At 69.5% G+C, this 14,873-nt stretch carries 10 protein-coding genes and 1 pseudogene; 4 read left to right on the top strand and 7 right to left on the bottom strand.

Annotated elements, in window-relative coordinates:
• Positions 1 to 44: 44 nt before the first annotated feature.
• On the bottom strand, positions 45 to 2,438 hold the full coding sequence (locus OG780_RS39215) for a M4 family metallopeptidase (protein ID WP_443062264.1): 2,394 nt from the start codon (positions 2,436 to 2,438) through the stop codon (positions 45 to 47).
• A gap of 560 nt (positions 2,439 to 2,998) precedes the next feature.
• Here OG780_RS39215 and OG780_RS39210 point away from each other — a divergent pair.
• Entirely contained in the window at positions 2,999 to 5,242 is a 2,244-nt protein-coding gene (locus OG780_RS39210) for an MMPL family transporter (RefSeq protein WP_328456375.1), read from the top strand.
• A gap of 78 nt (positions 5,243 to 5,320) precedes the next feature.
• Complete coding sequence (locus tag OG780_RS39205; protein WP_328456373.1) at positions 5,321 to 5,899, top strand: GNAT family N-acetyltransferase; 579 nt, start codon at positions 5,321 to 5,323, stop codon at positions 5,897 to 5,899.
• Here the strand turns inward: OG780_RS39205 and OG780_RS39200 are convergent.
• The gene (locus OG780_RS39200; protein WP_328456371.1) at positions 5,860 to 6,222 is read right to left on the bottom strand and encodes a DUF6296 family protein; all 363 of its coding nucleotides are present in this window, start codon (positions 6,220 to 6,222) and stop codon (positions 5,860 to 5,862) included. The two genes, OG780_RS39205 and OG780_RS39200, sit on opposite strands and share 40 nt — an antisense overlap.
• Positions 6,223 to 6,272: 50 nt before the next feature.
• Here OG780_RS39200 and OG780_RS39195 point away from each other — a divergent pair, with 50 nt between their 5' ends.
• On the top strand, positions 6,273 to 9,005 hold the full coding sequence (locus OG780_RS39195) for a SpoIIE family protein phosphatase (RefSeq protein ID WP_328456369.1): 2,733 nt from the start codon (positions 6,273 to 6,275) through the stop codon (positions 9,003 to 9,005).
• Positions 9,006 to 9,185: 180 nt separating this feature from the next.
• Here the strand turns inward: OG780_RS39195 and OG780_RS39190 are convergent, their stop codons facing one another.
• The 5 genes and pseudogenes from OG780_RS39190 to OG780_RS39170 form a co-directional block, all read right to left on the bottom strand.
• Positions 9,186 to 10,823: an MFS transporter gene (locus OG780_RS39190; protein ID WP_328456367.1), complete on the bottom strand. Its 1,638-nt coding sequence runs from the start codon at positions 10,821 to 10,823 to the stop codon at positions 9,186 to 9,188.
• A 115-nt stretch (positions 10,824 to 10,938) separates the two neighbouring features.
• Positions 10,939 to 11,175: pseudogene (locus OG780_RS39185) on the bottom strand (ABC transporter permease); the annotation flags it as partial.
• A 168-nt stretch (positions 11,176 to 11,343) separates the two neighbouring features.
• Positions 11,344 to 12,171 (bottom strand): enoyl-CoA hydratase/isomerase family protein, encoded by an 828-nt coding sequence (locus OG780_RS39180; RefSeq protein ID WP_328456365.1) that lies wholly within the window; start codon positions 12,169 to 12,171, stop codon positions 11,344 to 11,346.
• A 28-nt stretch (positions 12,172 to 12,199) separates the two neighbouring features.
• A complete protein-coding gene (locus OG780_RS39175) occupies positions 12,200 to 12,940 on the bottom strand; it encodes an SDR family oxidoreductase (RefSeq protein WP_328456363.1) in 741 nt (246 codons plus the stop codon).
• Between the two features lie 511 nt (positions 12,941 to 13,451).
• Positions 13,452 to 14,384 (bottom strand): bestrophin family protein, encoded by a 933-nt coding sequence (locus tag OG780_RS39170; RefSeq protein WP_328456361.1) that lies wholly within the window; start codon positions 14,382 to 14,384, stop codon positions 13,452 to 13,454.
• A gap of 89 nt (positions 14,385 to 14,473) precedes the next feature.
• Between OG780_RS39170 and OG780_RS44770 the strand changes: the two genes are divergently transcribed.
• Positions 14,474 to 14,794, top strand: a complete 321-nt coding sequence (locus OG780_RS44770) for a DUF7144 family membrane protein (RefSeq protein WP_443062263.1) — start codon at positions 14,474 to 14,476, stop codon at positions 14,792 to 14,794.
• Positions 14,795 to 14,873 lie beyond the last annotated feature (79 nt).

Below are 14,873 nucleotides of genomic sequence, written 5' to 3'. Positions count from 1 at the left end.
GGGATGTCGGTGCTGCCTTTGTGGGGGGATGTCGGTCCCGAAGGTCAGCTGGTCGTCACGGCGGTGTCATCCACGACGAAGCTGGTCTGCAGGGAGGAGTCCTCGACACCGCTGAACTTGATGCTCACGGTGGAGCCGGCGAACGAGGACAGGTCGAAGGTCTTCTGGGTGTACCCCGTGGCCGCGTTGAGGTTGGAGTACGTGGCCAGCGTGGTCGATCCGGCGGTGACCGTCAGCTTGTCGTACTGCGAGCTGGTGGTGGTCTCCGCGGTGTCGACGTGCAGGTAGAAGGTGAACGAGGCCTTGCAGCCGCTGGGGACGGTCACCGACTGGGAGAGCGTGTCGGTGTGGGTGGAGCCGTAGCCGTCCAGCCAGGCCTTGTACGAGCCGCCGTGGGCCGCCTCACCGGAGTCGGTGGTGATGACTCCGCTGCTCGCGGTCCAGGTGGTGGCGCCGGACTCGAAGCCGGGGTTGCCGAGGAGCTGCGCCGAGGTGCAGGTGCCGCCGCCACCGGAGGTGCTGACGGTCCAGGTGAAGGACGCGGTACCGGTCGCCCCGGTGCTGTCCGTGACGGTCACCGTGGTGCTGTACGTACCGGCGGTGGTCGGGGTCCCGGTGATCGCCCCGGTGGAGCTGCTGATCGACAGGCCGGTGGGCAGGCCGGTCGCGGAGTACGTCAGGGAGCCGGTGTTGGTGCTGCTGGCCGAGACCTGCAGGCTCACCGCGGTACCGACGGTGGAGGACTGGCTGCCCGGGTTGGTGACGGTCACACCGCTGGTCGGCGGGGTGACGTGACTGCCGACGGCGATGCCGGCGAAGGCGTTGGCGACACCCGCGTACTGCGCGGAGCTGGCGCCGTACAGCGCGGTCGCGGCGTTCAGCGCGGCGGTGCGGGCACCCGCGTAGTTGGTGCTCGACGTCATGTACGTCGTCAGCGCCTTGTACCAGATCTGCAGGGCGGCGGCGCGGCCGATGCCCGCGACGGCCACACCGTCGGAGGTCGAGCTGGTGTACGTGACACCGTTGATGGTCTTGGTGCCGCTGCCCTCGGAGAGCAGGTAGAACATGTGGTTCGCCGGGCCCGAGGAGTAGTGGACGTCCAGGTTGCCGACGCCGGAGTACCAGCTGTCCGCGGAGCCGCCGTCCTTGCTGGGCTTGTCCATGTAGCGCAGCGGGGTGCCGTCACCGTTGATGTTGATCTTCTCGCCGATGAGGTAGTCGCCCACGTCGGAGGAGTTCGCCGCGTAGAACTCGACACCGGTGCCGAAGATGTCCGAGGTGGCCTCGTTGAGGCCGCCGGACTCACCGGTGTAGTTCAGGCCCGCGGTGTTGGAGGTGACGCCGTGGCTCATCTCGTGGCCCGCGACGTCCAGCGAGGTCAGCGCGTGGGTGCTGCTGGTGCCGTCGCCGTAGGTCATGCAGAAGCAGCTGTCGTCCCAGAACGCGTTGACGTACGCCGTGCTGTAGTGGACGCGCGAGTAGGCGGCGACACCGTTGTTCTTGATGCCGCTGCGCCCGAAGGTGTTCTTGTAGAAGTCCCAGGTCATCTGGGCGCCGTAGGCCGCGTCCGCGCCGGCGGTCTGGGTGTTGGAACCCGCGCCGGTGCCCCAGACGTCGTCGGCGTCCGTCATCAGCGTGCCGGTGCCGGAGGTGCCGTTGTTCAGCGAGTACGTCTTGTGGCTGCCGCGGGTCGAGTCCGTGAGCTGGTACGTCGATCCCGACAGCGTGGTGTTCAGCGTGACCGTGCCGCTGTACTGGGTGTTGCCGGTGCCGGTCTGGATGCCCTCGTACCGGGTGAGTTCCTTGCCGGTGGTGGCGTCGGTGACGACATGCAGCTTGCTCGGCGTGCCGTCGTCCTGGAGGCCGCTGATCACGGTCTCCCAGGCGAGCCGGGGGGTGCCGGTACCGGCCCAGATGACCTTGCGGGCGCTGTCGGTGGAGGGCTTCTCCGCCTTGAGCGACTTGGCCGTCTTGAGTGCCTGTGCTCCGGCGGTCGCCCTGGTGACGGCCGGGGTGGTGCTCGCGACCTTGATGGTGTGCTTGTTGTTGAAGGTCGTGCTCACCGTGCCGGTGGCCTGCGAGGCGGGCGGGGTGTGGACGACGATGTCGCCGCCGAGCACCGGGAGGCCGGCGTAGGTGCGCTCGTAACGGGTGTGCAGGGTGCCGTCGTTGTCCTTGACGACGTCCTTGACGACCAGCTTCTCCTTCGAGCCGAGGCCCAGTGTGCCGGCGGTCGCGGTGGTCTGCTTCGATGCCTTCGTCAGCAGCGCCAGGTGCTGGGCCGGCGTGAGCTTTGCCTCAAGTCCACCTGTGCGCAGGGGAGTTGTGTGGGGGGCAGGCTTGGCGACTGCCGGGACCGTCTGTATACCGACGGCCAGGAACGCGGCGGTGGCCACCATGGCTCCGGCCGCGGTCGCCTGACGGGGGAAACGTCTCACTCGTACTCCTACTGCTTCGGCCGCGGTCGGCGGCCGGTGACAGACCGGGCAGACGGGATGTGCTGTCCGGGAAGAGCTGAGCAGGGGCGCGCGGGAACGCGACTGTGGGCAGGCCATGGACGACCTGTCCGACAGGTGTGGGAAGGATCGCACTTTTGACCTAGCCATGACATGCGGTTGAGGGCGATCGAGGGTTATCCCTACGCCCACGCACCGAAACCCCCGCCACGCGCCGCGTTCCCCCTGGCGACGACACGTCGTACCGGGCCCGGTACGTCGGACCCGGCCCGGTACGTCGGCGGACCGGACCGCGTTCCGCGCGTGGACGCAGATGCCGTCCGGTGCCGTCCGGGGTGCTCTCCCCCGGTTCGGCCCGGACCCGGCGGCCCGACAGGCCCGCCAGGGCGCCGTCCGGGCCGACGCGAAAGGGGACCGGAGCGGGTCGGCCGATCCGCGACCGCCGTACGGCGGGCAGTCGCCGTGATTCCCGGCGGGCCGCGATGATCGTCGCGTCGTTTAATGACGGAGTCGGAGGAGTCGTCCTCGAGCAGGAGCTGCCCATGTCGGCGACACAAGCCCCTTCAGCCAGCGGGCGGACCAGGCCTGGAGTGCTGCAGCGGCTGGGTGAGTGGTGCGCCCGCCATTTCGTGATCGTGATCGTGGCGTGGCTCGTCGCTCTCGGCGTGCTGCAGGGGCTGAACCACTCCTTCGGCGGACAGTACTCGGACAACTTCTCACTGCCGGGAGTGCAGTCCACGGAAGGGCTGAACGTACTCAAGAAGCACGATCCGGCCGCGGGCGGCTACAGCAGCCAGGTCGTGCTGCGCGACACGCAGAAGCCGCTGACCGAGCTGAGTTCCCAGATGAGCCAGACCGTCGACTCCCTGGAGAAGCTGCCGCACGTCATGTCGGCACAGAACCCGCTGCCGCCGCCCGGGTCCCAGCCGCCCTCGGGGCAGTCCCAGCAGCAGAACGTCGGACCGCTGTCCAGCGACGGGAAGACCGGATACATCACGGTCCGTTTCGACGTGCAGCCCTCGACCCTGGGCGACGACTACCTCCACGGCGTGGACAACGCCGTCCAGCCGCTGCGGTCCGCGGGGGTCGACGTCGAGTACGGCGGCCCGCTGGGCGAACTGGCCAGGCCCGCGGCGAACGACAAGATCAGCGAACTGATCGGGTTCGCGGTGGCGATCGTCGTCCTGCTCATCGGGTTCGGCAGCGTCATCGCGGCGGGTCTGCCGCTGGTGACCGCCCTGGTCAGCGTCGTGGGCGGGCTGGCCATCCTCGGGCTGCTCGCCGCCGCGACCACCTTCGCGACCGTGTCACCGACGCTCGCCACCATGATCGGACTGGGCGTCGGCATCGACTACGCCCTGTTCCTGATCACCCGCCACCGGCAGAACCTCATCAACGGGGCCGACCCGGTGAGGGCGGCGGGCCGGGCCGTCACCACCAGCGGACGGGCCGTCCTGGTCTCGGGCTGCACCGTGATCGTCGCCCTGGCCGGGCTGTCGGTCTCCGGTGTCTCGTTCATCAGCAAACTCGGCCTCGCGGCGGCCGTCACGGTCGTCTCCGCGGTGGCCGGCGCGCTGACGCTCGTACCCGCCCTGCTCGGGCTCGTCGGCAAGCGCATCGACCGCTATCACGTGCGCACGCCGATCGCGGAGACGAACGCCGAACCCGGGGCGCCCGCCACCGGCACCTGGCACCGCTACGCCCAGCGCGTCGAGCGGCATCCCTGGCGGTTCCTGGCCGGCGGCCTCATCACGGTGGTCGTGCTGGCCATCCCCCTGTTCACCATCCAGCTCGGGCACATCGGTGACGGCGCCGACCCCAAGTCCTTCACGGACCGGCGGGCGTTCGACATCATGTCGGACTCCTTCGGGTCCGGCTCCAACGGCCCGCTGACGGTCGTCATCGACCAGACGAACGTACCGTCGGACAAGCGTTCCTCGCTGGAGTCACAGGCGCAGAAGACACTCGACGGCGTGTCAGGGGCGGCCGTGGTCACGCCGCTGACGGCCACCCAGGACGGGGACGTGCTGGTGGGCACCGTCTACTCCAAGGTGTCCCCGCAGAACCAGGACACCACGGACCTGACGAACCGTCTGGTGGACGACACCCTGCCGCAGGCGGTGACCGGGACCTCCGCCAAGGGCTACGTCACGGGCACGACGGCCGCCCAGGTCGACTTCCGGAACATCGTCTCCAGCCGGCTCCCCCTCATCATCGCCGTGGTGGTGGGGCTCGCCTTCATCATCATCCTGATCGTCTTCCGCGGCCTGCTCGTCGCGCTGAAGGCGGCCGTCCTCAACGTGCTCTCCATCGCCGCCTCCTACGGTGTCGTCGTCGCCGTCTTCCAGTGGGGCTGGGGCGGGCCCGCGCTCGGGGTCTCGGGCAAGGTGCCCATCGAGAGTTACGTGCCGATGATGATGTTCGCGATCATCTTCGGGCTCAGCATGGACTACGAGATCTTCCTGCTGTCGCGGGTCCACGAGTTCTGGCTGCGCAGCGGGGACGCGAAGGCGAGCGTCGCGCACGCCCTGGAGATCACCGCCCGCGTCATCACCTGCGCCGCTCTGATCATGATAAGCGTCTTCGCCGCGTTCATCCTGAGCGACAGCATCGTCGTCAAGATGCTCGGCCTCGGGCTCGCCGTGAGCGTGCTGATCGACGCGACGGTCGTACGGCTCCTGATGGTTCCGGCGGTGATGACGCTGCTCGGGCCGCGCGCCTGGTGGTCACCGCGCTGGCTGGACCGGATCCTCCCGCACATCGACCCGGAGGGCGAGAACCCCTAGGGCTGGCGCCGGCCTGCGTCCCTGGGCACGCGCCGAAATCCGCGCGCCCGGGGACGCACGGGTCCCTAGCATGGCGTGATGCCCCGCATCGAACGCCTGCGACTCGACCACGCGCCCGCCCTGCTCTCGTTCGAGCGGGAGAACCGCGCCTATTTCGCCGTGTCGATCTCCGACCGCGGCGACACCTTCTTCGCCCGGTTCGACGCCCTGCTCCACGAGCGTCTGGCCGAACAGGCCGAGGGGGTCGCCCACTTCCATCTCGTGGTGGACGACTCCGGCGCGGTGCTGGCCCGCGTCAACCTGGTCGACGTGGCACGCGGTTCGGCCGAGCTCGGATACCGCGTCGCCGAGCGGGCCGCGCGACAGGGGCTCGCCACGGCCGCCGTACGGGAGATGTGCTCCCTGGCGGCGAGCGCGTACGGCCTGAGCACCCTGCGCGCCGTCACGACCGTCGACAACACCGGATCCCGGACGGTTCTGGCCCGCGCCGGATTCCTCGTGACCGGCGAGATCGAGCTGAACGGGCGCCCGGGCCTCCGCTTCTCGCGGGAGCTCCCGGCCGCCGACGCGGTGCCGTCCGCCGCCGACGGTGTGCTTCCGGCCGGGCACACCGCCGGTCAGGAGAGCGGTTCGGCGGCCGGGTTGATCGGCGACTGATAGGCGCCGCTGGCCAGCATGCGGACCTCGCCCGCCGGGCTGATCTCGGCACGGAGGATGCCCGTGGGATCGCTGTACACCGGGTTGCCGCCCGGTCCGTGGGCAGTCGTCCGCTCGACGACCACCTCATCCGTCACCATGCGCGCATCCGGTCCGGGATGGGTGAAGGTCAGCCGGTAGCGGTCAACGGTCTTCATCAGGGCCTCCGCGCCGAAGCGACAAATGCAGGTAAGAAGGACTACGTCTCCATCATGCGTCCACGCGCCCGCGAGCCGCGTCGCCCGCGCCGGGCCGGCCTGCCGACCGGCGTAGCGAACGATCACGGAACGTGACGCCTCTCGCCACCGGACGCCGGGCAGTGTAGACATAGCTCATGGTCGGACTATTGGGTCGAACCCGGGCTCAGTCGACCCGCCGCCCCAGTACAGCGCAACATGAGCGTGGGCCACACGACGGCAAGCACAGAAACGGCCCGTCCAACGGGCTACGTTCCGCCCTGGGCGGGCGCAGTGTCGCCGGACAGGTGTTCGTCCTGCAAGTGGTGATCGTGCTGCTCCTGGTCGTCGCCGCGGTGGTCGCACTGGTACTCCAGGTGCGGCATGACAGCACGCAGGAGGCCCGCAACCGCTCGCTCGCCGTCGCGGAGACCTTCGCCAACGCGCCCGGCACGCGCGCGGCCCTCGGCGCCCCCCATCCGACGGCCCTTCTGCAGCCCAGCGCGGAAGCCGCCCGCAAGGCGTCGGACGTGGACTTCATCGTCGTACTGAACACCGACGCGATCCGCTACACCCACCCCAAGCCCGACCGGATCGGCAAGAAGTTCATCGGGACCACCGCTCCGGTGCTGGCCGGGCATTCCGTCACCGAGCAGATCACCGGGACGCTCGGACCGCTGGTGCAGGCCACGGTCCCCGTCAAGGCACCCGACGGCACGGTCATCGGCATGGTGTCCGCCGGGATCACCACGGCGACCGTGGGCGGCACGGCCGACCACCAGCTGCCGCTGGTCCTGGGCGCCGCCGCCGTGGCGCTGGCCCTGGCGACCGCGAGCACCGCGCTGGTGAGCCGGCGCCTGCTGCGCCAGACGCACGGCCTCGGCCCGTACGAGATGACCCGGATGTACGAGCACCACGACGCCGTGCTGCACTCCGTCCGGGAAGGTGTGATCATCGTCGGCGCGGAGGGGCAGCTGCTCCTGGCCAACGACGAGGCGAACCGCCTGCTCCACCTGCCCGCGGACGCCGAGGGACAGCACGTCCAGGAACTCGGTCTCGACTCGGGCACCGCGGAGCTGCTGGCCTCCGGGCGCGTCGCCACCGACGAGGTGCATCTCGTCGGGGACCAGCTCCTGGCCGTCAACCAGCGGCCCACGGACCTGCGCGGCGGGCCGGCCGGCAGCGTCGCCACGCTCCGCGACTCGACCGAACTGCGCGCGCTCTCCGGCCGGGCGGACATCGCCCGCGAACGGCTCAAGATCCTCTACGACGCCGGCGTGCGCATCGGGACGAGTCTGGACGTCACCAGGACGGCCGAGGAACTGACGGCGGTCGCCGCCCCCCGGTTCGCGGACTTCGTCACCGTGGACCTGGCCGACGCCGTGCTCAACGGCCAGGAGCCGGACGCGGGCGCCGGCCTGCGCCGCACCGCCTCCGGCGGCATCCGCAAGGACGCGCCGCTCTATCCGGTCGGGGAGCACATCGGGTTCGTCCCCTCCACGCCCCAGGCCCACAGTCTGCGTACCGGAGAGGCCGTGGTCGAGCCCGACCTAGGCGGTGCCCCGGGCTGGCTGGCCCAGGACCCGCAGCGCACCGCACAGGTCGTCGACTACGGGATCCACTCCCTCATCACGGTCCCGCTGCGCGTCGGGCCCCTGGTCATGGGCGTGGTCAATTTCTGGCGCTCCGAGAAGCCCGATCCGTTCGACGCGGACGATCTCGCCCTCGCCGAGGAGCTGGTCGCCCGTGCGGCGGTCTCCATCGACAACGCGCGCCGCTACACACGCGAGCACACGATGGCCGTGACCCTCCAGCGCAGCCTGCTGCCGCGCACCCTGCCCGACCAGAGCGCCCTCGACCTCGCCTACCGCTATCTGCCCGCGCAGGCGGGGGTCGGCGGCGACTGGTTCGACGTGCTGCCGCTGCCCGGTGCCCGGGTCGCGGTCGTCGTCGGCGATGTGGTCGGCCATGGACTGCTGGCCGCGGCGACGATGGGCCGGCTGCGTACGGCGGTCCACAACTTCTCCGCGCTCGATCTGCCGCCGGACGAATTGCTCGGTCTTCTGGACGAACTGGTCGGCCGGATCGACCAGGACGAGCTCCCGGACGACACCGGAGCCGCCGTCACGGGCGCCACCTGCGTGTACGCCGTCTACGACCCGACGACCCGGCGCTGTACCGTCGCCCGCGCCGGACACCCGCCGCCCGCGGTGATCCGTCCGGACGGCAGCGTCGAGTTCCCCGATGTGCCGGCCGGCCCGCCGCTCGGCCTGGGCGGTCTGCCGTTCGAGACGGCCGAGCTGGAACTGGAGGAGGGCAGCCGGCTGGTGCTCTACACGGACGGCCTGGTCGAGGACCGGGAACGGGACATCGACGTCGGGCTGGAACTGCTGCGCACGGCGCTGGCCGGAGCCGACCGCTCGCCGGAGGACACCTGCCAGGCCGTGCTGAGCGCCCTGCTCCCGGCCCGGCCGAGCGACGACATCGCCCTGATCGTGGCCCGGACCCACGCTCTCGGCCCCGACCGCATCGCCTCGTGGGAGGTGCCGTCCGAACCGGCCGCCGTGAGCGAGGTGCGTGCCTCGGTCAGTCGGCAGCTGGCCCGGTGGGGCCTCGACGAGCTGGCGTTCACCACGGAGCTGATCCTCAGCGAACTGGTGACCAACGCGATCCGCTACGGCAACGGGCCCATCGGGGTCCGCATGCTGCTGGACCGCACGCTGATCTGCGAGGTCTTCGACGGCAGCAGCACCTCACCGCATCTGCGGTACGCGGCGACGACGGACGAGGGCGGGCGCGGCCTGTTCCTGGTCGCCCAGCTCACCGACCGCTGGGGCACCCGCTATACGCCCGAGGGGAAGGTCATCTGGGCGGAACAGCCGCTGCCCTGAGCCGGACGCTCCCGGCAGCGGCGGTACGCCAGCGGCACCGCTACGGCGGTACGGCGGCGACGCGGCCACCGGGACACCAGGGTCCCGTGCCAAAGTTCGGCTCGGTCGGGTGCCGGGGCTCGACTCGGTCGGGCGGTTCGGGCGCCCGCCCGCGGGCGCACCCTCTGGGGCGGGGCCGGGTCAGCCGGAGCCGGGCGGGCCGTCCCGGCCGTCCGACTCGCCCGCCGGACTCGCACCGGTCGGGGCACCCTCCGCGTCGCCGGCCGCGTCCGCCGGAGTCATGGAAGCGGCGCCTCCCTGGAGCCGCTCCAGGTCGGAGGGGCGCACCTGGATGACGATCAGGGCGACCAGCGCGGCGAAGACCGCGAAAACGGCGGCGGCGACGAACGCGCCCGTGATGCCGGACGTCAGCACCTGGCCGCTCCAGGGCGCGGGCAGCTGTCCCGTCCTGCGGAACTGCAGTTGCTGGGCCGGGGTCGCGGTCGACAGGAAGTCCGCGACCTGGTTCGTGGCCTCGTTGCGGCTCGCCGTGCCGAAGACCGTGACCAGCACGGACAGACCGAGGGATCCTCCGACCTGCTGGGTGGCGTTGAGGATGCCGGAGGCGGCGCCCGTCTCCTTGGGCTGGACTCCGGACACGGCCATCAGCGTCAGCGACACGAACTGCAGGCCCATGCCGAAGCCGAAGACGAGGGTGGGGCCGAGGATGCTGCCGAGATACGTGCTGTCGACGTCGGTCAGTGTCAGCCAGCCGAGGCCCAGGGCGCAGAGGACCGCGCCCACGGCCATGAAGGGTTTCGGCCCCCACCTGGGCAGCAGGTTCGAGGCGACTCCCGCGCCGATCGCGATGATCGCGCTGATCGGCAGGAAGGAGATGCCGGCCTTGAGCGGGCTGAAGCCCAGGATGTTCTGCACGAACAGGGTCAGGAAGAAGAACATCCCGAAGATCGCGGCGGAGAGGCTCAGCATCATCGCGTAGACGCCCGAGCGATTGCGGTCGCGGAACATCCACAGCGGTGTGATGGGCTGTCTCGACCGGCGTTCGACGGCGATGAAGGCGATCAGGAACACCAGTGCCGCCCCGAAGGCCGCGAGCGTGAGCGGGTTGCTCCAGCCCTTCTCCGAGGCCCGGATGAAGCCGTAGACGAGCAGCACCATGCCCAGCGTGGAGGTGAGGGCGCCCAGGAAGTCGAAGTGGCCCGGGTGGCGCTTGGACTCCTTGATGTAGCGGGGGGTGGCGAGCACGATCAGCAGGCCGATGGGGATGTTCACGAAGAACACCCAGCGCCAGTCGAGCCACTCGACGAGGATGCCGCCGGCCAGCAGCCCGATGGCGCTGCCGCCCGCGGAGACGGCCGCGAACACGCCGAACGCCCTGTTGCGTTCCGGCCCTTCACGGAAGGTCGTGGTGATCAGCGCCAGCGCGGTGGGCGACGCGATGGCCCCGCCGACGCCCTGCAGCGAGCGTGCGGCGAGCAACTGCCAGGATTCCTGGGAGAGTCCGCCGAGCAGCGACGCGAAGGCGAAGAGCACCACACCGAACATGAAGACCCGGCGTCTGCCGAGGATGTCCCCGGAGCGTCCGCCGAGCAGCAGCAGACCGCCGAAGGTCAGCGTGTAGGCGTTGATCACCCAGGACAGGTTCTCGGTCGAGAAGCCGAGCGAGGTCTGGATGTGCGGAAGCGCGATGTTCACGATGGTGATGTCGAGGACCACCATCAGCTGGCAGGAGGCGATGACGAGGAGCGCGATCCCGCTGCCTCGGCCCCGCTGCGGGGACTCGGCAGACTCGGAGGATGTCACGTGATCGGCCGTCATCGGGGATGGCCCTGTATCGCGGGTCGGCGGCGAACGTGGGTGTTCACCCCATCGACGTTAAGCCTGCCCGCCCGGCCCCACCAATCGATCAACGTGCGGGGCCGGGATCACCGCCTCACCTGGCCAGTCGGCCCAGCAGCGACGAGGCCGACAGGACACCGAGGGCCGCGGCCACGGCCAGGACGCCGTAGTCGAGGGCCAGGTGCGCGGGCGTGCCGAGCAACAGGCCGCGCAGGGCGTCGACTTGGTAGCTGAGCGGGTTGACCAGGCTGACGGCCTTCAGCCAGCCGGGCATGACGGCCACCGGGTAGAGGGCGTTGGAGCCGAAGAACAGGGGCATGGTGATGGCCTGGGTCAATGCCGGTTCACGAGGTATTTGCTGTCGATCGACATCCGGATGCCAGAGCGGCCGATGCACCTCTTGCGCGTACCAGCCTGTGCCCAACGGGACAACGGACGTGATCTGAACCTGCCACGCTGTGTCAGCGCGTAAGGGGCCGTAACTCCCCGGTAGGCGGTTTCACGGCTGCCGCAGCCGGCCGATCGCGGTGCCGAGGTCGGTCTCGATGCCGTCGGGCTGCTGCAGGCCGTTCTCCAGCAGGCGTTGGACGAACGGCCGGTGTTCTGGGCGGCCGGCGGTGGAGAAGTACGCCTGGAGGCCGGGCACGAATTCGCTGTCCTCGGGCAGGGTGGCCACATCGACCAGTTTCTTGATTCCGGTGATCGCCACCTTGTCGAAGGCTGCGATGCGGCGCGCGAACGCGTCGGTGAAGTCCTCGATCTCGGCATCCGGAATGAGGCGGTTGACGTAGCCGTACTGGGCGGCCTGCTCGGCGGGAATGTCGTCGCCACCGAGCAGGATCTCCAGGGCGCGGCCCCGGCCGACCAGCCGCCCGAGTCGTGCCATGGGTCCGCCACCGGGGACGGTACCGACACCGACCTCGAACTGACCGAGGACCGCCCTTTCGGAAGCGAAGCGGATGTCGGTGGCGAGCACGAACTCGCTGCCCGCGCCGCGGGTACGGCCGCGGATCTCGCAGATCGTCGCCGCTGGAAGCTTGCTGAGCCGTACGAAGTTGTCCAGATACGGGTGCAGGCCGGTCGGTCCGGGACGCATCCCCGCCACCCGGGCATTGTCGGCCTCGAAGTCCCAGTGGGCCATGAAGTAGCCAGGGGTATCGCTGCGGAACACGACCACGGTGAGGTGCGGGCTGGTCTCCATGCGCTCGATGAGCGCGCCGAGTTGGTCAAGAGTGTCAGGGTCCAGCAGGTTGACCGGGCCGTTGTCGAACGTCACCCGCCAATAGGAGGGGGAGACTTCGACGACATGAAACTGCTCTGCGGTCATGTCGACTCCGTTGGTCTTGGTGTGTTCGTCATGAGACGAACTGCTGCCCGCCGTCGATGTCGTATGTCGCGCCGGTCAACGCCGTGTTGACCATGAGGTGGATGGCCAGCGCCGCGACGTCCGCGGCTCCGACGACGCGGCCGATCGGCAGTGTCGCGCGCAGCTCGGCGCGGCGTTCCTCGATCCGGTCGCCCAGCAGCGAGGCCGAGAGCGGGGTGTCGACGAAGCCGGCCGCGATGAGGTTGACGCGTACCGGTGCAAGTTCGAGTGCGAGGGCTGCGGTGAACGGAGGCAGCGCGTTGGTGGCGGCGGAGGCTGCCCCGAGACCTCGGCTGACGCGCCGTGCTCCGGTGCCGCCCATGAACACCAGGCTGCCTCCGGGTCTCACCCGGCCGACGGCGTTGCGCGCGACCTCGAGCTCCAGCACTGCGTGATCGCTGATCGCGTCCCGTACCTCTGTGGCGCTCATTTCGAGCAGCGGCCCGTAGCTCGGGCCGCCGGCCGTCACCATCACGTGGTCGATCGGGGCCGGCAGGTCATGAAAGAACGTTGCCAAGGCCGCGGGATCGGTTGCGTCGAACGCCTCGGTGCGCTGCGTGCCGAGCTCTTCGGCCGCGCGCTCCAGCCGGCCGGGATCGCGGCCGACAAGGACGAGGTCGGCGCCCTCGGTCCGGGCACGCTTGGCCGTCTCCAGCCCGATGCCGGCGCTACCGCCGATGACAACGACGGTCTGGCCGAGCAGTTCGGGCGTGCGCGCTGGGATTGTCACTGCCGACTCCTCCACTACATCCCGCCGCCGGGTGACCGCTCGTATCGGGAGCCTTTTCGACCCCTCCCGCACCAAGAGCGCGCCACGCAGGCCGGTCCAGGACCTGCACTATGCGTCCGTCATGTTGCCGTGGGTTTCGGACGCCCTGCGCGCGGCGTCCGACCGGCAGGTCCCGCTTCCACGCTGCCCATCTCCGCCTCCAGCGGTCGGTGGCACAGTTGACGGCCCAGAACTCACGCTTCCCAGGTTCCGCAGGAGGCGCCCGCCGACACGGCTCCCCGGGGCTGAGAACGCGCCCCACACCATGAGAACCGCCCCCACCGGCGCCTGCAAGCCGGGGTCTCGATCGCCCCCGGGGGCCGACGGTGCGCGGCGGTGCCGGCACTGGGGTCTGCCGCGGTCCAGGGATGGCAGATCTCGACCGTGACGATCCCCTGCCGGACGGTGGAGCCGACAGGTTGTGTCCGTGTGCTCGTGTACGGGCGAGCGCGGCGCAAGCGGTGGTTCACCATCACCAGAGGTATCCGTCGACGGGCTCGGCCTTGGTCGGGCGGTCCGGAACGTCGATGAGCTCAAGCAGGTCGCGTTCGAGGTTGATGGCCAGAGCAGTGATGGGAACATCCTGGACGCGGTTGGCGAACGGTTCCTCGTTGGCGGCGCCAACCCGTTCGATCAGCCGGAAGTACAAGGCGATCAGGAGCGTGGTGGGAATCACCAGCCACTGGTAGGCGGGTACGACACTGATAGTCGCGAACGGGAAAACCACGACATAGCAGTGGACGAACATACGGCTGAGATAGTCGTGCGGTCGAGGGATCGGCGTTGTGCTCATGCGTTCTGCAAGTGCCTGCTGGACGGACAGTCCGGCCAAAGCAGTCTCCAACTGGAAGTTGTCCAGACCGGCGAGGATTCCGTCGGCATAGCCTCGGAAGATGGCCTGGCTCTGCAGCCGGGCCAGGACGGCGGGCCCATTGTCGGCGGCGAGGACAAGGTCTGCCTCGTCGGCCGGCAAGAGACGGGTGACTTCGGCCGTGGCGTCCTGGTGGCGTAGCTTTCGGGCCAGGCTGTGCGCCCAGGCTGCCTGGCGGACGGCCAGGTCACGTTGCCAGGCTTGGACGGCGTCGGATGCGACGGCACCTTGGGCGACCTTGGCATCGGTGAGGGACCGTGCGACCCGGATCAGGGTGCGCGACAGACCGGTGATCTGGGCCCAGATGGTGCTTGCTTCCCACCAGCGCTGGTAGGCGGTATTGGCGCGGAATGCGAGCAGGATAGCCAGAGCGGTACCAAGGACAGTGGCCACCAAAGACGGCAGTGCGAGCCAGGAGATTTCGGCGACGTCGACCAGCAGGTACGTCGCAGTGGCGCTAATCGCGGCAAGCAGCAAATCGAATCGAACATACGGCACGGTCCTGCGGAAGTTGAACGATTCCTTCACGATCACCGAATCAGCCTACGCGCCTGAACGTCAGAGCTGCCCGAAGCTGGGCGTCGGTAATACGCAGGGGCGTTGCAAGCCTTTTGATCTTGTGAGTGTCGCTGGTCAGGCGATGGGCTCGCCCCGTGGGCGTCGTAGTCGTAGGGCTCGGCCTGATCGCGAACTTCCTGTGGCTTCCGTACTACCCGTTCTGGGCTCTCGTGCTGATCGCCATCGACATCTTCGTCATCTGGCGCTCTGCGCCGGGACGACGCGGAAGACCGACGTGGCATCAACAAGGCGTGCGCCACCCCGTCTGTGACCAGCGGAGCCAACCGTCGCACTGTGAGCGTATGACCTCTGGCCAACACCAGCACAGCCGCCGACGAGACCATCGTGACGGACAGTTGGCTCACCCGAACTGCTCAAACGGGTGAACGCTGCGGTCTCGCGAGCACCGCAGCCGGGGTGATTCCCTACCCCGTGGTAGCACCTGACGGGGGTGTCTGAGCCTGC

The sequence above is a fragment of the Streptomyces sp. NBC_00386 genome, assembly GCF_036063235.1.
Classification (GTDB): Bacteria; Actinomycetota; Actinomycetes; order Streptomycetales; family Streptomycetaceae; genus Streptomyces.
This window is presented reverse-complemented; position numbering and strand designations above follow the sequence as displayed.

Coding starts and splice junctions, on each gene's coding strand:
- OG780_RS39180 (WP_328456365.1), bottom strand. CDS start 12,171: ATGACCGCAGAGCAGTTTCATGTCGTCGAAGTCTCCCCCTCCTATTGG.
- OG780_RS39195 (WP_328456369.1), top strand. CDS start 6,273: ATGGTCGGACTATTGGGTCGAACCCGGGCTCAGTCGACCCGCCGCCCC.
- OG780_RS39205 (WP_328456373.1), top strand. CDS start 5,321: ATGCCCCGCATCGAACGCCTGCGACTCGACCACGCGCCCGCCCTGCTC.
- OG780_RS39190 (WP_328456367.1), bottom strand. CDS start 10,823: ATGACGGCCGATCACGTGACATCCTCCGAGTCTGCCGAGTCCCCGCAG.
- OG780_RS39210 (WP_328456375.1), top strand. CDS start 2,999: ATGTCGGCGACACAAGCCCCTTCAGCCAGCGGGCGGACCAGGCCTGGA.